28 protein-coding genes are annotated in these 23,516 nt (G+C 66.2%); 14 read left to right on the top strand and 14 right to left on the bottom strand.

Features of this window, described 5'->3' with window-relative positions; translation table 11 throughout:
* Positions 1–12: 12 nt before the first annotated feature.
* On the bottom strand, positions 13–1,323 hold the full coding sequence (locus AC3FNH_RS25515; RefSeq protein ID WP_488722041.1) for an MFS transporter: 1,311 nt from the start codon (positions 1,321–1,323) through the stop codon (positions 13–15).
* A gap of 106 nt (positions 1,324–1,429) precedes the next feature.
* The gene (locus AC3FNH_RS25510; protein WP_488722040.1) at positions 1,430–2,026 is read right to left on the bottom strand and encodes a TetR/AcrR family transcriptional regulator; all 597 of its coding nucleotides are present in this window, start codon (positions 2,024–2,026) and stop codon (positions 1,430–1,432) included.
* A gap of 141 nt (positions 2,027–2,167) precedes the next feature.
* Here AC3FNH_RS25510 and AC3FNH_RS25505 point away from each other — a divergent pair, with 141 nt between their 5' ends.
* The 8 genes from AC3FNH_RS25505 to AC3FNH_RS25470 all read left to right on the top strand — a co-directional run bounded on the left by AC3FNH_RS25505 (position 2,168) and on the right by AC3FNH_RS25470 (position 8,566).
* Positions 2,168–2,935, top strand: a complete 768-nt coding sequence (locus AC3FNH_RS25505; RefSeq protein ID WP_488722039.1) for an SDR family NAD(P)-dependent oxidoreductase — start codon at positions 2,168–2,170, stop codon at positions 2,933–2,935.
* A 192-nt stretch (positions 2,936–3,127) separates the two neighbouring features.
* Complete coding sequence (locus AC3FNH_RS25500) at positions 3,128–4,468, top strand: MFS transporter (protein ID WP_488722038.1); 1,341 nt, start codon at positions 3,128–3,130, stop codon at positions 4,466–4,468.
* 134 nt (positions 4,469–4,602) lie between these two features.
* Positions 4,603–5,718 carry an NADH:flavin oxidoreductase/NADH oxidase gene (locus AC3FNH_RS25495; protein WP_488722037.1) on the top strand — a complete coding sequence of 372 codons (1,116 nt, stop codon included), beginning with the start codon at positions 4,603–4,605 and terminating at the stop codon, positions 5,716–5,718.
* 34 nt (positions 5,719–5,752) lie between these two features.
* On the top strand, positions 5,753–6,175 hold the full coding sequence (locus tag AC3FNH_RS25490) for a VOC family protein (RefSeq protein WP_276101652.1): 423 nt from the start codon (positions 5,753–5,755) through the stop codon (positions 6,173–6,175).
* A 91-nt stretch (positions 6,176–6,266) separates the two neighbouring features.
* Complete coding sequence (locus tag AC3FNH_RS25485; RefSeq protein WP_488722036.1) at positions 6,267–6,746, top strand: YjjA family protein; 480 nt, start codon at positions 6,267–6,269, stop codon at positions 6,744–6,746.
* Between the two features lie 197 nt (positions 6,747–6,943).
* Positions 6,944–7,111 (top strand): hypothetical protein, encoded by a 168-nt coding sequence (locus tag AC3FNH_RS25480; RefSeq protein WP_488722035.1) that lies wholly within the window; start codon positions 6,944–6,946, stop codon positions 7,109–7,111.
* 511 nt (positions 7,112–7,622) lie between these two features.
* Entirely contained in the window at positions 7,623–7,973 is a 351-nt protein-coding gene (locus AC3FNH_RS25475) for an MFS transporter (RefSeq protein WP_488722034.1), read from the top strand.
* Between the two features lie 155 nt (positions 7,974–8,128).
* On the top strand, positions 8,129–8,566 hold the full coding sequence (locus tag AC3FNH_RS25470) for an EamA family transporter (RefSeq protein ID WP_488722033.1): 438 nt from the start codon (positions 8,129–8,131) through the stop codon (positions 8,564–8,566).
* Positions 8,567–8,576: 10 nt separating this feature from the next.
* On the opposite strand, the gene AC3FNH_RS25465 is transcribed toward AC3FNH_RS25470, so the two are convergent.
* Together AC3FNH_RS25465 and AC3FNH_RS25460 are read right to left on the bottom strand one after the other, a co-directional pair.
* A complete protein-coding gene (locus tag AC3FNH_RS25465) occupies positions 8,577–9,230 on the bottom strand; it encodes an AraC family transcriptional regulator (protein WP_488722032.1) in 654 nt (217 codons plus the stop codon).
* A gap of 96 nt (positions 9,231–9,326) precedes the next feature.
* Complete coding sequence (locus AC3FNH_RS25460; RefSeq protein WP_488722031.1) at positions 9,327–10,025, bottom strand: Crp/Fnr family transcriptional regulator; 699 nt, start codon at positions 10,023–10,025, stop codon at positions 9,327–9,329.
* Positions 10,026–10,251: 226 nt separating this feature from the next.
* On the opposite strand from AC3FNH_RS25460, the gene AC3FNH_RS25455 reads away from it, so the two are divergent.
* Positions 10,252–11,886 carry an acyl-CoA synthetase gene (locus AC3FNH_RS25455; RefSeq protein ID WP_488722030.1) on the top strand — a complete coding sequence of 545 codons (1,635 nt, stop codon included), beginning with the start codon at positions 10,252–10,254 and terminating at the stop codon, positions 11,884–11,886.
* 8 nt (positions 11,887–11,894) lie between these two features.
* Here the strand turns inward: AC3FNH_RS25455 and AC3FNH_RS25450 are convergent, their stop codons facing one another.
* The 3 genes from AC3FNH_RS25450 to AC3FNH_RS25440 form a co-directional block, all read right to left on the bottom strand.
* Positions 11,895–12,167, bottom strand: a complete 273-nt coding sequence (locus tag AC3FNH_RS25450; protein WP_488722029.1) for a DUF6566 family protein — start codon at positions 12,165–12,167, stop codon at positions 11,895–11,897.
* Between the two features lie 26 nt (positions 12,168–12,193).
* A complete protein-coding gene (locus tag AC3FNH_RS25445; RefSeq protein ID WP_276101645.1) occupies positions 12,194–12,466 on the bottom strand; it encodes a hypothetical protein in 273 nt (90 codons plus the stop codon).
* Between the two features lie 218 nt (positions 12,467–12,684).
* The gene (locus AC3FNH_RS25440; RefSeq protein WP_276101644.1) at positions 12,685–12,933 is read right to left on the bottom strand and encodes a hypothetical protein; all 249 of its coding nucleotides are present in this window, start codon (positions 12,931–12,933) and stop codon (positions 12,685–12,687) included.
* Between the two features lie 172 nt (positions 12,934–13,105).
* Here AC3FNH_RS25440 and AC3FNH_RS25435 point away from each other — a divergent pair, with 172 nt between their 5' ends.
* A complete protein-coding gene (locus AC3FNH_RS25435; RefSeq protein WP_276101643.1) occupies positions 13,106–14,212 on the top strand; it encodes an AGE family epimerase/isomerase in 1,107 nt (368 codons plus the stop codon).
* Positions 14,213–14,324: 112 nt separating this feature from the next.
* On the opposite strand, the gene AC3FNH_RS25430 is transcribed toward AC3FNH_RS25435, so the two are convergent.
* From AC3FNH_RS25430 to AC3FNH_RS25415, 4 genes are all read right to left on the bottom strand, one after another.
* The gene (locus AC3FNH_RS25430) at positions 14,325–14,693 is read right to left on the bottom strand and encodes a hypothetical protein (protein WP_276101642.1); all 369 of its coding nucleotides are present in this window, start codon (positions 14,691–14,693) and stop codon (positions 14,325–14,327) included.
* Positions 14,694–14,719: 26 nt separating this feature from the next.
* The gene (locus AC3FNH_RS25425) at positions 14,720–15,418 is read right to left on the bottom strand and encodes an alpha/beta hydrolase (RefSeq protein ID WP_488722028.1); all 699 of its coding nucleotides are present in this window, start codon (positions 15,416–15,418) and stop codon (positions 14,720–14,722) included.
* Positions 15,419–15,582: 164 nt separating this feature from the next.
* On the bottom strand, positions 15,583–15,873 hold the full coding sequence (locus AC3FNH_RS25420) for a hypothetical protein (RefSeq protein ID WP_276101640.1): 291 nt from the start codon (positions 15,871–15,873) through the stop codon (positions 15,583–15,585).
* Positions 15,874–16,135: 262 nt separating this feature from the next.
* Positions 16,136–17,014 carry an alpha/beta hydrolase gene (locus AC3FNH_RS25415; RefSeq protein ID WP_488722027.1) on the bottom strand — a complete coding sequence of 293 codons (879 nt, stop codon included), beginning with the start codon at positions 17,012–17,014 and terminating at the stop codon, positions 16,136–16,138.
* A 349-nt stretch (positions 17,015–17,363) separates the two neighbouring features.
* On the opposite strand from AC3FNH_RS25415, the gene AC3FNH_RS25410 reads away from it, so the two are divergent.
* The 4 genes from AC3FNH_RS25410 to AC3FNH_RS25395 all read left to right on the top strand — a co-directional run bounded on the left by AC3FNH_RS25410 (position 17,364) and on the right by AC3FNH_RS25395 (position 20,736).
* On the top strand, positions 17,364–17,915 hold the full coding sequence (locus tag AC3FNH_RS25410; protein WP_488722026.1) for a copper resistance protein CopQ: 552 nt from the start codon (positions 17,364–17,366) through the stop codon (positions 17,913–17,915).
* Positions 17,916–18,284: 369 nt separating this feature from the next.
* A complete protein-coding gene (locus AC3FNH_RS25405) occupies positions 18,285–18,851 on the top strand; it encodes a TetR/AcrR family transcriptional regulator (RefSeq protein ID WP_276101637.1) in 567 nt (188 codons plus the stop codon).
* Positions 18,852–19,258: 407 nt separating this feature from the next.
* Positions 19,259–19,960, top strand: a complete 702-nt coding sequence (locus AC3FNH_RS25400) for a copper resistance protein CopQ (protein WP_488722025.1) — start codon at positions 19,259–19,261, stop codon at positions 19,958–19,960.
* A 206-nt stretch (positions 19,961–20,166) separates the two neighbouring features.
* Positions 20,167–20,736 carry a TetR/AcrR family transcriptional regulator gene (locus AC3FNH_RS25395; protein ID WP_488722024.1) on the top strand — a complete coding sequence of 190 codons (570 nt, stop codon included), beginning with the start codon at positions 20,167–20,169 and terminating at the stop codon, positions 20,734–20,736.
* On the opposite strand, the gene AC3FNH_RS25390 is transcribed toward AC3FNH_RS25395, so the two are convergent.
* The 3 genes from AC3FNH_RS25390 to AC3FNH_RS25380 form a co-directional block, all read right to left on the bottom strand.
* On the bottom strand, positions 20,720–21,472 hold the full coding sequence (locus tag AC3FNH_RS25390; RefSeq protein ID WP_488722023.1) for an alpha/beta fold hydrolase: 753 nt from the start codon (positions 21,470–21,472) through the stop codon (positions 20,720–20,722). The two genes, AC3FNH_RS25395 and AC3FNH_RS25390, sit on opposite strands and share 17 nt — an antisense overlap.
* A complete protein-coding gene (locus AC3FNH_RS25385; RefSeq protein WP_488722063.1) occupies positions 21,469–22,491 on the bottom strand; it encodes a M14 family zinc carboxypeptidase in 1,023 nt (340 codons plus the stop codon). The genes AC3FNH_RS25390 and AC3FNH_RS25385 overlap by 4 nt, the downstream gene beginning before the upstream one ends.
* 68 nt (positions 22,492–22,559) lie before the next feature.
* Positions 22,560–23,447, bottom strand: coding sequence for a LysR substrate-binding domain-containing protein (locus AC3FNH_RS25380; RefSeq protein ID WP_488722022.1), 888 nt, complete (start codon positions 23,445–23,447; stop codon positions 22,560–22,562).
* Between the last annotated feature and the right edge of the window lie 69 nt (positions 23,448–23,516).

Raw genomic sequence — 23,516 nt, 5'->3', positions numbered from 1 at the left:
CGTGGCGAGCTCTCAGCCGTTTGCCGGTTGCACCGCGGCGGCGTTGCCCGACGTCGCGGCACGCCTGACGAACAGCGCCAGCAGAGCCGCCGCGAAGCACGCCGCGCCCGCGGCATACAAGGCGGGCGTGTAGGTCAGCAGCAGCGTACGGCTCAGGCCAGCGCCGAACGCCGCCGTGGCCGCGCCGATCTGGTGGGCGGCAAAGATCCAGCCGAACACCATCGGCGCGCGGTCGCGGCCGAACGCGGTGGCGGCCAGCTTGACCGTGGGCGGTACGGTGGCAATCCAGTCCAGGCCGTAGAACATCGCGAAGATCGACAGACCGTACAGGGTGAAGGTGGAATGGGGCAGCCAGAACAGCGACAGGCCGCGCAGCCCGTAGTACCAGAACAGCAGCTTGCGGCTGTCATAGCGGTCCGACAGCCAGCCGGACAGGATGGTGCCGACGAAGTCGAACGCGCCCATCATGGCCAGCGCCGAGGCGGCCGGCACAGGGCCCATGCCGAAGTCCCCGCAGAGCGCGATGAAGTGGGTCTGGATCAGACCGTTGGTGGACAGGCCGCAGATGAAAAAGGTACCGGCCAGCACCCAGAAGGCCTGGTTGCGCATGGCGTCGCGCAGCACGACGAAGGGGCCGCGCAGTGTCAGGGGAGCGGGTGGCGGGGCCGCAGCCACCGGGACCGCGGCAGGGACCTCGCCGAATGCGGCCAGGCCGACGTCGGCGGGGCGGTTGCGCATCAGCGCGAACACCAGCACGGCCAGTACCGCGCATCCAGCCAGCACCGGCAGCACGGCCACGCGCCAGCCCATGTGTTCGATCAGCCAGGCTGCCGCCGGCAGGAAGGCGAGCTGGCCGGTGGCCGAACTGGCGGTGAGCAGCCCGATCACCAGCCCGCGCCGCGCGCTGAACCAGCGGTTGGCCACGACGGCGGCCAGCACCAGCGCGGTCATGCCGGAGCCGATGCCGAGCATCACGCCCCATGCCAGGAACAGCTGCCACAACTCCGTGACGACCGTGGCCAGCGCCATGCCGCCGGCAATCAGCGCCAGGGCGGCGCACACCACGTTGCGCACGCCGAAGCGCTCCATCAGGAGCGCCGAGAACGGCGCCATCAATCCGAACAGCGCGAAACGGAACGCCAGGATCGAGGAAATCTGGTCAGTGTTCCATCCCATCTCGCTGCTCAGCGGCTTGAGGAAGGCGCCGGGCAGGCCGAGTGCCGCCGACGTGGTGAGCATGACGAGAAAGGTGACGGTGGCGACGAGCCACGCATAGTGGATGCCGCGCCGGTCGAGCCGGCTGGAAATCGCTTGGGCGAACATGGGTCTCTCTGTCGGGGCGCTTGCGAGCGCGGGGATGAGCCAGGGCATGCGTGTCCCGGTGGGGCACGCAGAGCGGTAAATCAGGGCGTTTCGGAATTGTGGCGGGTTAGCCGGAAGACGTTCCGAGCAGCCGTTCGCGCACGGCGTCCAGGATGCCGTCGGACATGGTGTCGCCTTCGATGGCACGTGCCAGCGTAACTGCGCCTACCAGCATCGCCATGCGGATCAGGGCTTCCTTGTGGCGCGTCTCGGCGCTGTCACTGGCCACGGTCGTTTCCATATCCCGGACCAGCGACCGGAAGCCTTCCAGGTAAGCGAGCCGTACCGGCTTGTCGGCCGGCTCGCGCGCCACGTCGCTGGCAAGTGCCACCGCCACGCAGCCGTCGCCGGGGTTGGCGCAATGCGCCCGCGTGAGATAGGGCTCGACCAGGTTGGCCAGCATGGCTTGCGGGTCGCCCGCCGCGCGATCGATGCGGCGTTCCCAGCGTGCCGCCGCCTCGTCGAATGCGTGCGTGCAGGCCTGCGCCGCGAGTGCGTCCTTCGAGGCGAAGTGCCCATAGAAGCCGCCGTGCGTCAGCCCGGCGCCAGCCATCAGCTCGGCCACGCTGACGCCATTCAGTCCGCGTTCGCGGAACAGGCGCGACGACGCCTGTTCGATGGCTTCCCGATTCTTGTCGGCTTGTTCCCGTGATGCACGCGCCATCTGAAGGCTCCTTCGGAAATTGATCCTTGACGAATTTTAGATGATGGCCATAATTTGTTCAATAAATGTTGTTCGTCATTTAAGCGGCGTGCCGGTCGGTCACGCCTTCCTTGTGTCCTCCAATCGACAGGAGTCCCTGTAATGCAGAACCTCTTTGACCTTTCGGGCCGCGTGGCCGTCGTGACCGGCTCTACCAAGGGCATGGGCCTTGAGATGGCGCGTGCGCTCGGACATGCCGGCGCCGCTGTCGTGGTTTCCGGCCGTGACAGCGATGTCGCACAGACCGTTGCCGCGCAGCTGGAGAGCGAGGGGATACGCGCCCGGGGCATTGCCTGCGACATCGCCGACCTGGCCAGCGTGCGCGCATTCGCGGAACAAGCGCTGGCGGCGTTTGGCCGGGTAGATGCCCTGGTGCTGAATGCGGCGGCGGACGGTGCGGTGGGATCGTTGCTGAGCCAGGGTCCGGAAGTGTTCGACGCGGCCATGGCCGGCAATGTGCGCGGCAACCTGTTGCTGGTCAACGCGCTGACGCCGCAAATGGTGGCGCGGCGCGATGGCTCGATCACCTTCATGTCGAGCATCGCGGCCAAGCGCGGCTCCGCATACCTGGGCATGTACAGCATCACCAAGGCTGCCGTGGATCAGGCGGTGCGCAGCCTGGCACTCGAACTGGGAGCGAGCGGCGTGAACGTCAACGCCATCAACCCCGGCCCGGTACGGACGGAGTTCTCGCGCGAGGCATTGTGGGGCGACCCGGACCGCGAGGCGCAACTGGCCGCGCGCAATCCGATGCGGCGCATCGGCGAAGCGGGCGACGTAGCTGGCCTGGCGTTGCTGCTGGCCTCGGCCGCCGGGCGCTTCATCAACGGGCAGAGCATCAGCGTGGACGGCGGTCTGTCGGTTGCCTGAGCGGCAGAGGGAATGGCTTCAAATGTGCATACATATGAAGCCGTCTTCAGCGCGTTGAAGGAATTTCCCGTATCGTCTCGGTTGAACCGTGCCGGGCCATGATCCGGCCGCAACCGCGCGATCCCCGTGTCCAGTCCCGCTCCGATCCAATCCGTCTCACAGCCGGCGTCCGCCGCCGTTGCCTCGCATACCATGACGTCGCGCGAGCGCCGCGGCATGGCAGCCATCATGATCGCCGTGGCGCTGGCCACGCTGGACACGGCGATCGCCAACACCGCCTTGCCTTCGATTGCCGCGGACCTGCATGCGACGCCTGCGGCGTCGGTCTGGGTGATCAATGCCTACCAGCTCGCGATGGTGGCCACGCTGCTGCCGTTCGCGGCACTGGGCGGCATCCTTGGGCACCGGCGCGTCTATATCGGCGGCGTGACGGTGTTCATCGCCGCCTCGGTGGTGTGCGCGCTGGCGTGGTCGCTGCCGTCGCTGGCGGCGGCGCGGCTGCTGCAGGGTATCGGGGCCAGCGCCATCATGAGCGTCAATACGGCGCTGATCAGTACGATCTTTCCGATTCACCGACTCGGCCGCGGTGTCGGGCTGAATGCACTGGTGGTCGGCGTCTCGTTCGCACTGGGGCCGACCGTGGCTTCGGTAATCCTGTCTTTCGGCTCGTGGCCATGGCTGTTTGCCGTCAATCTTCCGATCGGCCTGCTCGCGCTCGGTATCGCGCGCGGGTCCCTGCCGCAGACGCCGCGCAGCCAGCACGCGTTCGACCGCGTGGCCGCGCTGCTGAACGTGGTGGCGTTTGCCGCGCTGATCTTCGCGCTGGGCGAAGGCGCGCAGCGCGCGCCGCTGGCGGAGTCCCTGGCCGCGGCGGGCATCTTCGTGGTGGCGTTCGGCCTGCTGCTGTGGCGTGAGCGCGGCCACCCTGCGCCGATGCTGCCGGTGGACCTGTTCCGCCGCCCGATGTTCGCGCTCTCGACCCTGACGGCGGTCTGCTCGTTTGCGGCGCAGGGTTTGGCCTTTGTCTCGCTGCCGTTTTATTTCCAGCACGTGCTCGGCCGAGGCCAGGTGGAGACGGGATTCCTGCTGACGCCGTGGTCCGTGGTGGTGGCGCTGATGGGGCCTGTTGCCGGACGCCTGTCCGACCGTTATCCGCCGGGCCTGCTCGGCGGCGTTGGGCTGGCCGTGATGAGCGCAGGCATGGCGTCGCTGGCCCTGATGCCGGCCAACCCCAGCGCGCTGGAGATCGGCATCCGGATGTGCATCTGCGGCGCCGGTTTCGGCTTCTTCCAGTCGCCGAACCTGAAGGCGCTGATGGCCAGTGCCCCTCGCGAGCGCAGCGGCGGGGCCAGTGGCGTGATCGCGACGGCGCGGCTGCTGGGACAGTCCACTGGCGCGGCGCTCGTGGCGCTCAGTTTCGGCCTGGCGGGTGACCATGGCCCCGGGCTGGCGCTGGCCCTGGGCGCGGGGTTTGCCGGTGTCGCCGCCGTGGCCAGCGGCTTGCGCCTGGTGATGCCCGCTGTCAAGCATTGAACATTTCATGTCGCTGACCAAGCCGTGGCGCGGCGGCGACAAGCGGGAAGTTGGGCCTCGGCCTAGAATCCCGCAATCCACCGTAAGCATCCGGCTATGCGGCGCGTCCTGATCCGAAACACAAGGGTTTCCCCATGAGCCATCTGTTCGATCCTCTCGATATCGGCAAGCTGACCCTGTCCAACCGCATCATCATTGCGCCGATGTGCCAGTATTCGGCGCAGGACGGCAATGCGGGCGACTGGCACATGATCCACCTCGGTTCGCTGGCGTTGTCCGGTGCGGGCATGCTGATCCTCGAAGCCACCGCGGTCTCGCCGGAAGGCCGTATCACCGCGGGAGATCTGGGCCTCTATGACGACGGCAACGAGGCTGCATTGGGCCGTGTTCTGCGTGCCATCCGCGCGCACTCGCCCATTGCCGTGGCCATACAGCTCGCGCACGCCGGGCGCAAGGCGTCCAGCCAGGCGCCGTGGGATGGCGGCAAGCAGGTCCGTCCCGGCGCGCCTGGCGGCTGGCAGGCCGTGGCGCCGTCGCCTGTGCCGCACGCTGACGACGAAGTGCCGCCGACCGCGCTGGACCGCGCAGGCATGGATAAGGTCCGCGATGATTTCGTCGCGGCCGCGGTGCGCGCGGTAAGGCTCGGCATCCAGGGCATCGAGATCCATGGCGCGCACGGCTACCTGCTGCACCAGTTCCTGTCGCCGCTGGCGAATCATCGCGATGACAAATACGGCGGCAGCCTGGAAAACCGCATGCGTTTCCCGATCGAGGTCTTTGACGCCGTGCGTGCAGCCGTGCCCGCGGACTGCCCGGTGTGGATGCGCATCTCGGCCACGGACTGGGTGCCGGGCGGCTGGGATATCGACGGCACGGTGGCGTTGTCGCAGGCGCTCAAGGTGCGGGGCTGTGCCGCGATCCATGTGACCACGGGTGGCGTCTCGCCGGCGCAGGCGATCAAGCTCGGGCCAGGCTACCAGGTGCCCTACGCACAGCGCGTCAAGGCCGAAGTAGGCCTGCCGACCATCGCCGTAGGCCTGATTACCGAACCGGAGCAGGCTGAAGCCATCATCACCGGCAACGAGGCCGATGCGGTGTCGCTGGCGCGCGCCATGCTGTACAACCCGCGCTGGCCCTGGCATGCCGCGGCGAAGCTGGGGGCAAGCGTGGCGGCGCCGAAGCAATACTGGCGTTCGCAGCCGCGCGAACTGAAGGACCTGTTCTCGGACGCGAGCTTCGGCCAGCGTTGAGCCGTTCCCATCCGAAGCCGAAGGAGGATGCTGCATGAAACCACGTGTCACCCTGATTACGCTGGGCGTTGACGATCTGCAGCGGTCCCTGCGCTTTTACCGCGAAGGGCTGGGCCTGACGACCGAGGGCATCGTCGGCGAGCAGTTCGAGCATGGCGCGGTGGCCTTCTTCGACTTGCAGCCCGGCCTCAAGCTGGCCATCTGGCCACGGGCCAGCCTCGCGCACGACAGTGGTCTGCCGCTCTCCGTGCGCGCGGCGCCCGGATGTTCCCTGGCGCATAACGTCAGCAGCCAGGCCGAGGCTGACGCGGTCATGCAGCAGGCTGCCGCCGCCGGCGCCACCATCGTCAAGCCTGCGCAGCCGACCTTCTGGGGTGGCTACGCGGGCTACTTTTCCGATCCGGATGGGCATCTGTGGGAGGTCGCCTGGAACCCGCAGATGCTCCCCGCCGATTGAAGGCAGCCGTAAGTGCCGGGCAGGGTACAAGACTGCCGCGCGCACTATAGTAGTAGCTGACCTACGTGGCCATCGACGGAGGGAAGGGACGATGGAGGCAGGCAAGACATCGCTTGAGCGGGCGCGCCGTTTTGCCACCCTGGCACTGGCCGCAACCGTGTTCATGGGCCTGGCGCCGGTGTCGCGGGCACAGCTGGGTGACGTGCTGAAGAACCCCATGGGAGGCGGGGGCGCCGCGGAGAGCGCGGCAGCGCGTGGCGGAATGGGCGGCGGTCTTTCGCTGCAGTCGCTTTCCTCGGGCAGCGTGGGCAATGTCGCTGGCTTGCTGGACTTCTGCATCAAGAACAACTATCTCGGTGCGAGCGGGGCGGCGTCGGTCAAGGACAAGCTGATGGACAAACTCGGCGGGCCGTCCCAGGCCTCGACGGACACCGGTTTTACAAGCGGCGCACGGGGCATCCTGCAGGATAGCCACGGCAAGACACTGGACCTCAGTGGCAGCGGCCTGAAGGCAAGGGCCACCGAGCAGGTATGCGAGAAGGTGCTCTCGCAGGGTAAATCGCTACTGTGATTTTGCGCACCGCATCATTGTTTTCGCATTTTTCGCAGGGATTTCCATGATTGCCACATCGCATCGAAGTGGCCACCATGGTTTGCAACAGACAGCAAAGGCATTGCGCCAGGGCGTCCCCCCAGTAGAAGCGGCCTGGCGGCAGCACGATGTAGACCAATAAAAACATCCGGGGCAAGACCCCGCGGGAGACATCCATGCAAGTCTATGACGGCCTCTTGTACCTGACTGCGATGGTGCTGGTGTGCTTGTACGTCTATCTAGGCGTGCTGACACGCAGTGCTGCAATTCGGCTGGGGTCTCCGGCCATTGTGGCTGCGCTGGTCTTTGCGTATTCGTTGTCGCCCCTGCATTCGGTTGGGTAAGGGCGTTGGCGGTAGTTTCTGTTCCGCCGCATAGCCGGCGGGGAAGCGCCTGCGCCAGCGACGCTGATGCCAGTGCATGCCGGCTACTGAGCCGCGGAGCAGCCGAAGGCGATGATGCGATATCGGTGTTAGCAGGCGGCCACCGCCCTACATGGGGATCGTACAAAAGCCGGTTATCGCAGGCACTGGTTCTGAATCACTATGCGTAGCAGGCCCGAACGGGCAACCACGTCTCGCGAGACCAAAGCCGCTTGAAAACAAGAAGCGCATCGTTGATGGCCAGCCGCCAGGCGACGCGCTTTTCTGCTTACTCTTTTGTCGCTCGGACAAAAGAGTAAGTCGCCGGCTACGCCGGCGAAACAGCAGCGCCTGCCAAGCGCGACATCCCAGACATCGCCAACCCGCTGGCAGTTCGAAAAGAGTCCCCTTCCGCTCGTCGCTTTAAATCCCATACGACCCACGCCGCAGACCACGCCAAACGTGCGGTCGCATCGGTGGCAGCTGGCAGCGCGTGGCATTGCCGGCGGCAAGCTGCGCGCTGGCGCCGTCGATCTACTCGCTGGGGCCGGCCATGCTGGCCGAGGTCTGCCCGCCCGCGCAGCGTGGCGCGCTGCTGTCGATCGACGCCTCGATCTCATCGATCGCCGGCATCCTGGCGCCGCCGCTGGTGACGGGCTACCTCATACAGAATGCGAGCGGCGCGCATGGCTATGAGACCGGCTTCGCGTTCTGTGGGGCACTGATGATCGTGGGTGGTCTTGCGGGCGCGGCCATGATCAACCCCGAGCGCTCAAGGCAGCGGATGGCCGGCTTGCAGCAGCAGGCGAGTGCGGCCCGGAATGCGCGTCCTGCGCACGCGTAACGACAGATGAGCGCTGCGGGGCCGCGCACGCGGCCCCTTTGCCTTCCGGGCCGCGCGCACTCTGGTGTATTGGAGCAAGGCCCATGTGTGTGCGGCGCCGATATACTTCAGGCTCCGCCGGGCCGTGATGCCCGGTTTTTGCCGGAGCTTTATAGATGATGCCTGCCACATCGAGCTGGTTTGCCTGGGCCGCGCTGTCCGCGGTGTTCGCGGCCCTGACCGCTATCTGCGCCAAGGTCGGCCTGGCCGGCATCGACTCTGACATGGCCACGCTGGTTCGCGTGGTGATCATCTTCGTGGTGCTGGCCGCGTTCGTGGTGGCCACCGGCAAGTGGATGGACCCCTCGGCATTTTCGGCCAGGAACTGGGTCTTCCTCACGTTGTCCGGCCTGGCCACCGGTGCCTCGTGGGTCTGCTACTTTCGTGCCCTCAAGATCGGTGATGCCTCCAAGGTGGCGCCCGTCGACAAGTTCAGCCTGGTGCTGGTGGCGCTGTTCGCCGTGCTGTTCCTCGGCGAGCGGCCGGCCCCGCGCGAATGGCTTGGCATCGGCCTGGTTGCCGCGGGCGTGATCGTGCTGAGCCTGCGGCGATAGCCCTGTGAAATCAGGCCGTAGCGGGGAGCGGCCAGCCGTTCCAGGCCGGCGTTCCGGCGCGCCTGGTGCCGGGCAGGCCCGGCAGCAGTTGCGTCGGCTCTACGCCAAATAGATTGGCGCACGCGCTGGCAAATGCCGCCGCGGAGCGCAAGCCCGACTCGGTGGCAAGCAGGTCCAGCCGCGCGGGTGGCAGCCCAGGCCTGGCGTCGGGCAGCGCCAGCATGTAGAAGGCCCGTGCCGCACGCTGTTCCCGCACGATCGGATGCAGCGCCTCGCCTTCGGCGAACAGGCGCGCGCGCACCAGGCGCTGGGTGACCTGCCACTGTTCGCCGAGGCGCGCGGCATTCCAGTCGACGGTCGGATGTTCAAAGACCAGCCTCGCGAGCGTACGCGACCAGTGCTTGTCATGCTGGATGGCATTCATGCGCGGGCAGACCGCGTCGGGCACGGCTTCGAGCGTGATGGTGCAGGGCTGCGATGGCGCGGCCTGCAACTCGCAGTCGAAGTGCGCGAATGCCGGTACCACGAAGGGATCGCCAGGCCGCACGTCGCGGCGCGCATTGGCGTCGCGCAGCCGGGCCGCGCCCTGCCATGCTTCCACGCGCACGGCGAATGGAAAGCGCAGTCGGGTTATGCGGACGGGGTTGCGGCTGACAAGGGGCATGCGGGCAGTGGCTGGAGCGCGGCCGGTTACTGTCGCAGCATTCTAAGGGCGGCGCAACCGTCGACGATGTCGCCGGGGCGACATTTCGCCGGCGGCCTACAGCTCCGACAGCCCGAAGTGACGCAGCCGCGGCAAGTCCGTCACGCGGATGGTCTGGTAGGCCAGGTGGACCAGGCCCTCGTCGGCCAGCCGCCGCAACGCCTGGTTGACGCGCTGGCGCGACAGGCCGGTCAGCAGGCCGATCTCTTCCTGCGACAGCTCCAGTACGGGGCTGGTGCGCGGATACAGCGATGGATGGAATAGCTGAGCGATCGCCTGTGCCACGCGCGCATCGGCGCTGAGCAGGCGGTCGTTTTGCACCGTGGCGATGAACTGTCCCATGCGTTCGTTGAGCTGCGTCACCACGAAACTGGAAAAGGGCAGGCTCTGCGCGAGCAAGGTGTTGAATACGGGCTCCGGCACCAGCAGCACGCGCGAATCGCGGATCGCGATCACGTCATAGCGGCGTAGTTCTCGCTTGATCACGCTGCCCTCGCCACACCAGCCCCCCGCGGGCACGCCCGAAAACGTGCAGCCACGGCCGTCCGGCGTATAGACGGCCAGCTTGATCAGCCCGCTGTCGACGCCGATCCAGTCGCGCGATGGCTCCCCGCGCCGGGCGATGAAGGCCCCGGCGGGGAATTCCTGCAGCATCGTGGCGCGCGCGGCCAGCGCCTGGTGTTCCGGCGAGAGGGCGCGAAACCAGGCATGGCTTGCCAGCGGCGAGGCGGATGGGGAAAGGTCGGGCGCAGTCATTGAGGACGGGTTGGGCAATCAGGCAATCCGGCCTTGCGAGGCCCCTTGCGAGACCCCTTGTGAGACATTCACGCTGGCCTTGTAAGAAACCTGTAAGCCTTGCCTGGCGCGGGTTTCCGGGGAGTTTGTCATCCGGACGACAGAGCGCGGGCGTGTGCGATGATAGCCTTCTGTACGAAAAAGTAACAGCGCCCCGGTGCAGAAGAGTTCAGCGGAGACACAAGCAATGCCCACAGATTTCGACAGCGGCCTGGGCCGCAATACGGCCAATTTCGTGCCGATCACCCCGATTGATTTCCTGGTCCGCGCGGCCGAGGTGTATGGCAACAGGCTTGCCATCGTGCACGGTCCGGTGCGCCAGAACTGGCGCGACACCTATGCGCGGGCACGGCGCCTGGCCAGCGCGCTGGCACGGGCCGGGGTCGGCAAGGGCGATACCGTGGCGGCGCTGCTGCCCAATACGCCGGCGATGGTGGAAGCGCACTTCGGTGTGCCGATGGCCGGCGCTGTGCTGAACGCCCTGAATATCCGCCTCGACGCCGCCAACCTGGTCTTCATGCTGCGCCATGGCGAGGCGCGCGTACTGCTGGCCGATACGGAATTCGCGGACCTTGCCCGGCAGGTTTCGCTCGAAATCCCCGGCCTGAAGGTCATCGCCGTGGAAGACGCGCTGGGGCCGCAGGCCGAGCGCTTCGGCGATACCGACTATGAATCCTTCCTGGCCTCGGGCGATCCGGACTATGCGTGGCAGATGCCTGCCGACGAGTGGGACGCCATTGCGCTGAACTACACGTCGGGTACGACCGGCGACCCCAAGGGGGTGGTGTACCACCACCGTGGCGCGGCGATGAACGCGATCTCGAACATCCTCGAGTGGGACCTGCCCAAGCACCCGGTCTACCTTTGGACGCTGCCGATGTTCCATTGCAACGGCTGGTGCTTCCCCTGGACCGTCGCCGCGCGCGCCGGCGTGAACGTGTGCCTGCGCAAGTTCGAGCCGCGCCTGGTGTTCGACCTGATGCGCGATGAGGGCGTGACGCATTATTGCGCGGCCCCCATCGTGCACACCGCGCTCGTCAACGCGCCGCCGTCGTGGCGCGAAGGCCTGCGCGGGCCGGTGCGCGGCATGGTGGCCGGCGCACCGCCGCCGGCCGCGGTGCTCGCACAGATGGAAGCCATGGGCTTCGAGCTGACCCATGTATATGGCCTGACCGAAGTGTATGGCCCGGCGGCCGTGTGCGCGGAGCAGGACGACTGGAGCCAGCTGTCCCAGGAAGACCGTGCGGTGATGAAGGCGCGGCAGGGCGTGCGCTATCACCTGCAAGCGGGCGTGACAGTACTCGACCCCGATTCGATGCAGCCCGTGCCGGCCGATGGCGAGACCATTGGCGAGATCATGTTCCGCGGCAATATCTGCATGAAGGGCTACCTGAAGAACGAAAAGGCCACGCGCGAGGCCTTCGCCGGTGGCTGGTTCCACACCGGCGACCTTGGCGTATGCATGCCGGACGGCTACATCAAGATCAAGGACCGCAGCAAGGACATCATCATCTCGGGCGGCGAGAACATCTCCAGCGTAGAGGTCGAAGATGCGCTCTATCGCCATCCTGCCGTGCTGGCTGTGGCCGTGGTGGCACAGCCCGATGCGAAGTGGGGGGAGACGCCCTGTGCGTTCGTGGAGCTGAAGGAGGGCGCCAGTGCAACCGCCGAGGAACTGATGGCGCATTGCCGCACGCTGCTGGCGGGCTTCAAGGTGCCCAAGGCGGTGTATTTCGGCCCGCTGCCCAAGACCTCGACCGGCAAGATCCAGAAGTTCGAACTGCGCCGCAAGGTCAAGTCGGATTCGGCGATCGACGTCTGACGCGGCGGTCAGGAGAAGGCGGCTTCTTCAGCGGCCTGCTGGCTGGCAAGCCGCCTGTCGATAAGCTCGCGGCCCCACGCCAGCCCCGCGCGGCGGGCGTCGGTGGCGCAGGCGAAGCGCACGCCACTGTCCGGGTACAGATCGGGCAGGACGTGGCCGTGCAGCCAGACGCCCGCGCGCAGCGTCCACCACCCATCGTGCTGGCCGCCGTAGCGCAAGGCTACGATGTGGATGCGGTAGCCGCGGTAGCTGTCGCTGTGCTCGTGCGAGCCGCTGGGCATGGCTGTTGAATATTCGTGTTGAACATTCAGCGCAAGCTTGCGCCGTGCCGCGGCGGGCCGGACCTGTGCCACTCCTGCGAGATCTCGGGAAACACCTCGCATTCGCCGCGCACGATATTCTCGATCGTGGCGCAGACGCCCGCAGTGCCGCGCGGCCCCACGCAGACCAGGCTGCGTGGATGGTCGGTGTGCTGCGGGATGGCGTACACGTGCATGCCCTCCTGGAACAGAGGATGCCTTGCCAGGCGCTCGTTCATCAACTCAACGAAGCGCTGGGGACTGACGACCGGCTTTTCCATAGCGAACTCCTGCAGCGCTGCCGTCGGGCGCGTTGTGCGTGCACGGGGCCGGCATACGCGGTAGTAAAGGCCAGGAATATTTCGGGCGAGTGGCATGTGCCCCGCTGTATCGGGGTGGCCGGAGGAAGCGCGGACAAAAAAGCCGCCCACGTTGCCACTGCCAACGATTTCAGGTTAGGCGATGCATCCGGCGAAGCAAGTCCGCCGGATGGACCTGGTCACGAAGGCCGCACTTCTCCGGCGGCGCGTGGCCCCTCGAGCATGTAATTGCCAGCCGCCCAGCAGGCGGCTTCGGCTTCGGCCTCGGAGTGATAGACGGAAGGGGCTTCGATGGTGCAGTCGGCATCAGCCGCGCCGCAGTGCTCTTCCATCACGATGCGCCAGGTGTAAAGGCCCGGCGGATCTTCCAGGACGTGGAGCACGAGGGTGCGGTGGCTGTCGGCGAGGGTCAGGGGCTGGGTCGACATGACAGTCTCCGGTGACGGCGACCCCTAGATGCTAGCAATTGCCGCGGACCAATACCAGCCTGCATTCCGGTCGCCGCATGCGCCGCGCAGTGCGGTGCATCTTCCGCCGCCGCACGGTTTCCAGTATCTTCTGCACCGGGGCGCCGGGTGGCGCCCGCTTCTCCGGATTCGCATGCCCATCTCGCCTCAACTTGCCGAACTGGTTGCGTCGCTGCGCGCACACTATGACACCGCCATCCTGCCGCACTGGACCGGCAACGGCTGGAATGCCGACCTGCTGCTGCCCTACGAGGCACTGGATGGTGCCAACGGCAATGCCATGCCGCCCGCGCGCTACCGTGCCATGGCCTGCGCGCGCCAGATCTACGTGTTTTCCGTGGCGGGCAAGCTTGACCACGCCGATACGCTGTTCGGTTCGCTGCAGGCCTACTTCAGCACCGGCGAAGGCGGCTGGCTCTACAGCGTCGACCCGGCGGGGATGCCGTTGGACCCAACGCGCGACCTCTATACGCATGCTTTCGTGATCTTTGCTTGCGCGCACTACTACGCCTGCGGCGGCAACGAGGACGCGCTTGCCGTGCTGCAGGAAACGCGCGAGATGGTCGAGCAGCACTTTGCCGACGGTGCCGGGCTGTATCACGCGGCGCTTTCCGAGTTCTTCAAGGACAAGGGCGCGGGTGTTCAGCAGAACCCCATCATGCACCTCACCGAGGCTTACCTCGCGGCGCTCGACGCTACCGGCGACGATTGGTTTGCGCGGCGTCTGCGCGAGATCGCCGCGGCCGTGCAGGACCGGTTCGTCGATCCGGCCAGCGGTTGCATTGCCGAGTTGCCGCAGGGCACGGCCGGCAATCGGATCGAGCCCGGTCATCAGTTCGAGTGGTTCTCGCTGGTGGCGGGCAACCCCGCGCTGTTCGAAGGCGTGCCGCTCGGCGCTTCGCTGCAGCGTGCGTTGGTCTTTGCGCAGGCGCACGGCGTGGTCCCAGGTACGCTGGGCGTCAGCGCTGCGCTCGACGCGGACGGCAGCGTGCTCGACGGCACCCAGCGCATCTGGGCGCAGACGGAATTCGCCCGTGCGCTGGCTGTGCACGGGACACCGGAATCGCTGGCGACGCTGGAAGCTCAGCTGGGCCAGTACCGCAGACGTTTCCTGCATGCCGGCGGCTGGCATGAGTGCCTGGCGCCATCAGGCGAAGTGGTGCGTGCCGAGATGCCGTCCACCTCGCCATATCACCTTGCTACGGCCTACGCGGCGCTGGAAGAGCTGGCCGGGAGTTAGCCGCCGGTGCGGCAGCCTGCGGCGCGCGGGTCGCTCTTCTGCAGGAGCCGCAGCATCGGCTCGCCCGCTGGCTCAGCCGGCCGAAAGCGGAGGCCACGGAAGAAGTGGAACGCTACTCGTTGACGCCGTTCTCGCGCAGCAGCCGCTCGCATTCGTCGAGCATGTCATGCGCGAACGCTGACTGGTAGTTGGGATCGAGCGCCTCCATCATTTCGTGCGAGGCATAGAGCCCGGCTTCGCGCGAAAGCGTGTCCGCGAGCTGGCGCGCGAACTGGTCGCTCAGCTCCGAAAGCAGGCGGCGTTCCGACAGGGCGAGTTGCAGCTTGGAGCGCGACAGCCATTCTCCGGCCAGCGTGGCGCCCTGGGCATCGGTGAGCCATTTTCCGTGCTCGTAATAGGCTGACAGGCGCTCGGCGGTCAGCGCGAACAGGAGCGCCTTGCGGGTGTTGAAATCGATCTTCAGAAGCGGTGCAGCTTTCATATTCGTGGTGATGACTGTGGCGTGGCTCAGCGTTGCGCCGCTTGCTGCGTGATGCGGGCAAACGTTCCCTTGAGCCACGAGCCGATTGCCTCGATCTCTTCCAGGCACACTGAATGCGGCATGGCATAGGTATGCCACGCGACGGGAATGCCGCGTGCCAGAAGGAAGTCCCGGGCCTGCTCGCCGAGGCGTGGCGGCACGATGTCATCGAGCGTGCCGTGCGCAGCGAAGACGGGGATGGCGGCATTGGCGGGCGTGGTTTCGGCCGCCAGCATGTCAGGCGCCGGAATATAGGTGGACAGGGCGATGATGCCCGCCAGCGTGTCCGGGTGGGTGAGGGCAGTGGTGTAGGCGATCGCGCCGCCCTGCGAAAAGCCGGCAAGCACAATGTGGCCGGTCGCGATGCCGCGCGCGTTTTCACGCGCGATCAGCGCCCGGATGCGTTCGCATGAAACCCGGATGCCATTCTCATCCGCACGCCGGCCGGCTTCGTTCAGCGAGTAGATGTCATACCAGGCGGGCATGACATAGCCGCCGTTGCACGTGACGGGCATGGCGGGTGCATGGGGAAAGATAAAGCGCACGCCGGGCGTGCCTTCCAGTCCGAGTTCCGGAACCACCGGCACGAAATCATTGCCATCCGCGCCCAGGCCGTGCATCCAGATGACGGTGAAAGCGGGATCTGGCGCGGTCTCGATTTCGATCGCGGGCAGTAGTTCGTGCATGGGGGCTCCTGTGTGACAGTCCGCACGCCAGCTTGCGCGGCGGGCAGCGCGAGTATCGCACAGGTCGGCACACGTTCCCGCGTGCCGTGCGGCGCTACAGATGACCAGCGGAGTTCGAGAGACTCCGCCGCTGGTCAGTCAATTTGCAACCGCGTACTGCAGCGCTAGGCGGCCGAGGGCACGATCGGGACGGTGGTCAGTCCGGGCGCGACACGCGGTGCCGAGAAGGTTTCGATGGCCGCGGGAGCGGCGCGGCGCTTGTCGACCACGTCCTCGACGCCCTTGGTCGCCACGTCTTCGAGGAACGCGACCATGTCGCGATAGTAGGCGACCTGCATTTGCGCCTCTAGCAGGCGCCGTTCCGCCTGGAACAACGTCAGCCTCATGTCTTGCAGTTCCCTTTCGGCAATCTTTTCCGGGGTCGGCGGACTGAACAAGTTTGCGAGCCAACGCATGGCATTACCTCCAGTGCTGATCAACAGCGAAGAATCGATGCTTTTGCCATGAGGACCAATATAGACAAGAAATCGGTAAAAGAATCTCAACCTGCGCATTCGTAGCGCCTAGCCTACAAGGATGATTGCCGCGCCGCGAAGACTCGGTTAGATTCTCCGGTCGCAAGTTGCAGCATCGCGTTTCATCTCATTTGCGCATGGTGGTATTGCGGCATTGCGGCCCTGGCTGGACCGCATGCGATGTCGGGCACGAAGTCCTGATTCACGCGATCGCGGGTTCCCGTGCGGCTGTTGCGCGTGGAGCCAGCATGAATGCGATCACGGGCGTCCAGAACGCACTCATGTAGTCAGGCAAGATGGCTGCGTCATGCGGCATGTCGTCAAACAACATCAGTTCCTGAAGATTCGAAGCCGCCTGCGCAAGGCGCTCCACATGGCCCAGCGGCAGGACTTCATCGGCGCGGCTGTGCACGAGCATCAGCGGCAGTTGCAGCCGGCGCATGCGCGCTGCGTTGTTCCAGGGATCCGGCAGCAACCACGCCAGCCGCGGCGGCACACGGCCAGTCTGGACCGCAGCGGTGCGTGCGGAACTGAAGCCCGAGGCAATGATCATCCCGTCCGGGGCTGGCGCAAGCCGGCGCGCGACATCCAGCAGCACACCCGATCCGAGCGAGTGCCCGAGCACGTAGCGCCGTGTGGCGTCCGGCGTTGCAGCGAGGAAGCTGGCATAGGCCGCCCGCGCGTCTTCGCGCAGGTGTCGCACGGTCGGGTGTCCGCTGCTTGCGCCGTAGCCGCTGTAATCGAACACGAACGTACTGATGCCTGCTTGCGACAGCAGGGCCTGCACGGGCGCCCAGTCGGCCAGGCATTCGTCGTCGCCGTGGCACACCATCAGCGCTGGCGCCGTAGTTTGTGCCGCCGGCGCGTGAGCGGCATGGAGCAGCCGCTTGCCGCTGCGGAATGTACTGTGCTGCAGTGCCGCTTCGGGGAGGTCGGACGCGGGCGGCATGCTGGACGGCGTGACAAAAGCCTCGCGTTCGAGTGCGCGGAACAGCATGTGGCGTGCCAGCCCGGCCAACAGCGCAAGGCCGGCAGTGCCGGCCAGCCAGCGCGGAATCGCGAAGTCAGGAGTTTTCAGCATAGGTCTGGAGGCTCGGGTGCCCGTCAAGGCTAGCAGCTGTCGTGCAATTGGCCCAGCCAGAAGTGTGAGGCCAGCCAGAGTTGGGCGGCCGCCCCTTGACTATCGGGGCGATAGGAAATTTTATCCTTGACTATCTACCTAGTAGTAGATAGTATTCTGTCCATGGAAGCGCTGCTCCACCGGCAAAGACAAAGAAGCCGGTTCTGCAACGGAGCCATTGCAATACCGCAAGGCGGTCTTTTTTTGAAATCAGCCATCTATCTACTAGTAGATGCGAGAACAAAGAGAGACCCCGTAATGAACCGAATATCGCGACGCCTCCGGGAGGTCGCCAGCCAAGGAGCCCATCATGAATGCCAAGTTTGCCAAGACCGTGATCACTGCTGCCACTCTTGCCGCCGCGCTCGCCAGCGGCCTGGCCCAGGCGGCTGGTCCGCGTGACAGCAGCGTTGCCGGTGACAAGTATGGTTACACGTTCCGGGTCAGCAAGGTTGATCCGTTCACCGACGGCGCGAAGATCGGCAAGTACGACCCGTACACCGATGGCGCACGCGTTGGCAAGACTGATCCGTACACCGATGGCGCCCGCACGGTAGCGGGCCTGAACACGGGCGGCGTTTCGGCATCGCCCGCACGCACCGTCGACCCCTACACGGACGGCGCCCGCACGGTAGCCGGCCTGAATACCGGTGGCGTTTCGGCATCGCCGGCGCGCAGCGTGGACCCGTACACGGACGGTGCCCAGGTCGGCAAGTTTGACCCGTACACCGACGGTGCCCGCACGGTAGCCGGCCTGGATACGCGTGGTGTCTCGGCAACCCCGGCCCGCAGCATCGACCCGTACACGGACGGCGCCAAGGTTGGCAAGTTCGATCCGTACACCGACGGCGCGCTCGCCTGATTCGTCTGCCGGCCCCGACAGGACCGGCGACCTTTTCGCCACGGCAGCCAGGCCCGTTCGGGATCTGGCTAGCCGCAATGGAGTCCATCATGAACTTGCGTGACAGTATCCTTCTGCTTGGCGGATGGCTGCTGGTCTGCGTGACGAGTGGCTCGATGATCACCTTCGCCGCGCAGGTCCTGCCTGGTTAAACTGCCCGACTGAATCCCACATCCACGCATGCCCCGTTGTTGCGGGGCTGCGTCCGTTGGGGCGCCGACAAGAGATTTGGGGCCCCGCCGTCTCCGACGAGCATTGGCCCTAAGGGATTACCCGCGCCTCCAGATATTCTGGCTTGAGCGTCTATCTTCATGTAGATAAACTGGCCTCATGAAAACGCAAACCGTCCGAGAGCAACTGCTCGAGCACACACTGGTCCTGATTCGGCGGCGAGGCTTCAATGGCTTCAGCTACCGGGACCTGGCCGAACTGGTCGGGGTCAAGACGTCGAGCATTCATTATTACTTTCCGACCAAGGACGATCTCGTCCTGGAGGCCGTGAAGACGTACAGCGCGACGATGTCCGAGCGCCTGCGGTCGATCGATACGACACTGCCCGTGACGGAGCAGGCCGCCATCTACCTGGCGCCGTTCCGCGCGAGCTGTGGTTCTGACCAGATCTGCCTGTGCGGCATGCTGTCGGCCGAGACCTTGTGCCTGCCCGAGTCGGTCCACGGGCTGCTGCAGAGCTTCTTCCTGATGAACGAGAAGTGGCTGACCGGCTTGCTGGAACGCGCCCAGCCCCACCGCACCACACCGTTCCCGGTGCCGCCTGCACGCCTCGCGCAGGTGGTGTTCGGCTCGTTGCAGAGCGGTCTGATTTCCGCACGCCTGTTTGGCACGGCGGACAGGGTCGAAGCCGCTGCCGATACCCTCATGGCTGCCGTGGCGGGTTGACGCCAACCCGCCCGGTGACGCGGAGCCGCCATGTGGCGAATGCTGCATGGCGGCTTTTACTTTTGCGTCGCATGCGGGTGCATCCGGGCCCCGCCCAGCGCTCGGAAATCCTGGGAATCTCTTTATTTATCAAGCAATTGCCGTGGAGTGAGGCAATGCTATCAAGGCGATAGAAATGTTTTCGCTTGACTATCTACCTAGTAGTAGATAGTATTTGACCCATGGACGCGCTGCTCCACCGGCAAAGACAAGAAGCCGGTTCTGCAACGGGACCATCGCAATACCGTGAAGACGGTCTTTTTTTGAACCCGGTTATCTATCTACTAGTAGATGCGGGATCAAAAGAAGACCTGAAATTGAACCGAACCCAGGCGCCCCTGTGGGGGGCGCCAGCCAAGGAGTCCATCATGCAAGCCAAGTTTGCCAAGACCGTCATCACTGCAGTCACCCTTGCCGCCGCGCTCGCCGCGGGCGTCGCCCAGGCCGCCGCGCCGCAGGGCAGCCGTTCCGCCGGTGACACGTATGGCTACAACTACCGCGTCGGCAAAACCGATCCGTTCACCGACGGCGCGAAGATCGGCAAGTACGACCCGTACACCGACGGCGCCCGCGTTGGCAAGACTGATCCGTACACCGACGGCGCCCGCACGGTAGCCGGCCTGAACACGGGCGGCGTTTCGGCATCGCCCGCACGTACCGTCGACCCCTACACGGACGGTGCCAAGGTCGGCAAGTTTGACCCGTACACCGACGGCGCCCGCACGGTAGCCGGCCTGAATACCGGTGGCGTTTCGGCATCGCCGGCGCGCAGCGTGGACCCGTACACGGACGGTGCCCAGGTCGGCAAGTTTGACCCGTACACCGACGGTGCCCGCACGGTAGCCGGCCTGGATACGCGTGGTGTCTCGGCAACCCCGGCCCGCAGCATCGACCCGTACACGGACGGCGCCAAGGTTGGCAAGTTTGACCCGTACACCGACGGCGCCCGCACGGTAGCCGGCCTGAACACCGGTGGCGTTTCGGCATCGCCGGCACGCACTGTCGATCCGTACACGGACGGCGCCAAGGTCGGCAAGTTTGACCCGTACACCGACGGCGCACTCGCCTGATCAGAGCGGCCGGCAATGGCCGGCCAGCTGACATCAACAGCGGGCCGTGCTGCGCCCGGTGCCAAGGGGAACATCATGAATCTGCGTGACAGCGCACTGATACTGGTCGGATGGGTGGGGCTCTGCCTCTTCAGCGGTTCGCTCATCACGCTGGTCGCGCAAACGCTGCCAGCCTGACCGGCAGAGATTGCAGGGAGTCTGAAGCCATGAAATCACTATCCGTACGCGAACAACTGATCGAGCACACGTTGGTGCTGATCCGTCGCAAGGGGTTCAACGGCTTCAGCTATCGCGACCTGGCCGAGCTGGTTGGCGTCAAGACCTCGAGCATTCACTACTATTTCCCGTCCAAGGACGATCTGGTGCTGGAAGCGGTGCGCGAATACAGCGCCCGCACCTGCGAACGCATCCGCGCGATCGATACCAGCCTGCCCCCCGCGGAACAGGCACGGCAATACCTGGAACCGATGCGCACGGGCTTCGGCACCGACCAGGCTTGCCTGGTGGGAATGCTGTCGGCCGATGTGCTGTCGCTATCCGAGCCGGTGCGTACCACCATGCGCGAGTACGTCCGCATGCACGAGCAATGGCTGGCCGGCCTGTTCGAGCGGGCGCAGCCGCTGCGCGACACCCCGTATCCGGTGCCGCCCGCGCAACTGGCCCAGGTCGTCTACGGCGCGCTGCACAACGGGCTGATGGCCGCTCGGCTGTTCGGCACGCATGAGCGGCTCGAGGCCGCTGCGGCCGTGCTGGCCGGGGTCATGCCGCAACCGTGAGCCGGCGCGCGACCATCTCGCACAGCCAGTCCGGATCATCGTGGGGCAGGTCGTGGCCCGCCCATGGGTGGCGCAGCAGCGGCATATTCCACCTGTGCGCGAGTTGTGCCGAACAGACCGGGTCGACCAGGCGGTCGGCATCCGAGGCGATCAGCAGCATGGACGCACAGGGCGCCCGGCGCCCGGCGCGGTAACGGGCAGCCGCCAGCAATTGCCGCAGTGCCGAGCTTCGGCTGACCGGCGCGCTTGCCGCGATCTGCTTCCACGCCAGGATGTCGGCCTCCCTGGTATCCGTCCGCGCGCAGGTCAGCCGGTGGATGGTGCGCTCGCAATAATCCCGGTCTGCCCAGCTGGCGGCCACGCGCAGCAGGCCGGGCCAGTTGGCGGCACGCAGTCGCTGCGTCGTGGTGCTGAAGGGGCGCATGCTGGTATTGACCAGCACGAGCGCCGCCACTTCGTCGGGATACTGGCGTGCCCATTCCGCCGCCACCATGGCGCCCAGCGACATCGCCAGCACGCGGCTGCGCCGCGGCCCTCCCGCTTGTCGCAGACTGTCCCGCACCGAAGCCACGAGCCCCTGCACGCTTGCGGGTGATCTCTCATGACAAAGACTGCCATTGCCGGGCAGGTCCACGGCCAGCGGACGGCCCAGGCCGGCCGCCTGCCAGCGCTGGGCCAGCGTGCCCCAGTGCCGGCTTTCACGCGTGAGGCCGCGCAGGAAGATCCAGTCCGTCATGGCCCGGGGCGCTGGTGCCAGTGAGCCAGCGCCTGTTCCTGCAACTGTGCGCGGCGCTCGCCCGTCGGCAACCAGCGCTGCGGCGCAAAGGCGATGCGGCCCAGGAAATCGAACAGGCTCACATGGCGGCGCAGGACCCGCGCGGTACGGTGCGCCTTGATCGGGTTGAAGATGCCCTCGCGCGAGAACAGCTGTCGCGGATTCTTCTTGATCCACAGCCATGAGCCAAGCTCCAGCGTCATTGGCAGGAACAGGTTGTGGGGCGGTGTCAGGTCATACGCGTAGTCCCACAGGTCGCCGTGCAGCAGATACTGGTGGCTCTGTGGCTCGAAGGCGTAGCCATGGTGCGGGTGCGCCTGCTCGAACATGGTCTTCAGCAGGTACATTTCGGGCAGGTGCGGCATGGGACTGTGCGTGCGCGCATACGGAAACCAGATGCTGTCGCGCCAGCCGTAGCCGGAGTGGCAGTCGACCGCGAAGCTGAGCGGCCGCGACAGCAGTTCGTCCTGGACCACGCTCAGCAAGGCCAGGCTTTCTGCCTCCATGGGGCGGCCGGCCTGGCCACGGAACCATGGCAGCCAGGCGCCGATACGCTGGCCGCCCGCCAGGAACGGCACGTGCGCGTCGGCGTCCTGCGGCGCGTTGCGCATCAGGTCCACGCCATTCGGGTTGGCGCGGGTGGCGGCCCACATGCCGCCCGGATTGACGATGGGCATGAAGACCAGCCGCACCGACTGCAGCTCCTCGTGCAACAGCTCGTCCCACTCGAGCCGGCTCAGCAGCGAGCGCAGGTAGTCCAGCACGAGTTGCGTGCCGATGCGCTCCAGGCCGTGAATGCCTCCGAAAATGCCGATCGCCGGCGCATTGGGCGCGGTGGTGCCCACCGTGGCAGCATAGACCGAGAAACGATGGCCGCGCACCGAGGTTTCGCAGACCGTGCGCGCGTCCAGCACGCGGCTGCCGGCATCCAGGAGGCCCAGCAACTGTTCGTATTCGGCAAAAGCGGCGTGCTCGCTCATGGCACCAATATAGGCGCTGGGCGGCATGGCGGCCACGTGGCGGCCGGGCAGCGCACTCCTCGCATCGTTCAGGCAACCTGTGCCTGCAGATCAGGCACCTGCGCTTCCACGCATTCGAGAAAGGCGCCTACCAGACGCGTATGGCGCCGACTTTCCAGGCAGTACAGGTACTCGTGCAGGATGGGCGGACGCTGCGTGAACGGCACCATGCGCAGTGCCGGGTCGCGCGGCACTTCGCCGGCGGGCACGACGCTGGCGCCAAGGTTCTGGCGAATGGCTTCGTAGATGGCCTCGCGGCTGCCGATGACCATGTGGCGCGGCAGTTCATGGCCGCAGGCGGCCAGTGCGGCCTCGGTGGCCTGGCGCGTCATCGAACCATGTTCGCGCACGAGCAGGTGGCAATCGGCGAGCCGGGCGATATCGACATGGGGCAGGCGTGCGAAGGGGTGGTCCGCGTGAACGACAAGCACCATCGGATCGGAAGCCAGGCGGGTACGTGCCAGCCTGGCATCCTCCACGGCGTGCGAGGAGACCGCGGCGTCGATGCGGTACTCCAGCAGCGCTTCGATCATCTGCTGCGAGTTGCCGATCTCGATGCTGACCTCGACCGCGGGATAGCGTTGCCGGAACGCGGCCACGCTGCGCAGGATGTAGTAAGGCCCGGTCGCGCCGATGCGCAGGTTGCCGAAACGCAGGTTTCCTGCGTTGCGCAGCAGATAGTCGGCATTGCTTTCCTGTTGCATCAACTGCTCCACCACCGGCATCAGCGCGACGCCGACGTCGCTCAGGTCGATCCGGCTCGCGCGGCGATAGAACAGCTCCACGCCATAGGCATCCTCCAGCTGGCGGATGCGTGCCGTGACCGTGGGCTGGCTGACGCCGAGCTGCCTGGCGGCCGTGGTAATGCTGCCCTGGCGAGCCACTTCGAAGAAGGTCGTGAGAAGGTCGCCGAGCATGGTGGTTCCGGGAAACGGGGGCTGGAAGGCGGCAGACGCGCTGCGACCGCGCAGTCTAGCGGTCCAAGA

This window comes from Cupriavidus sp. 22TCCZM01-5 (assembly GCF_057798915.1).
This window is presented reverse-complemented; position numbering and strand designations above follow the sequence as displayed.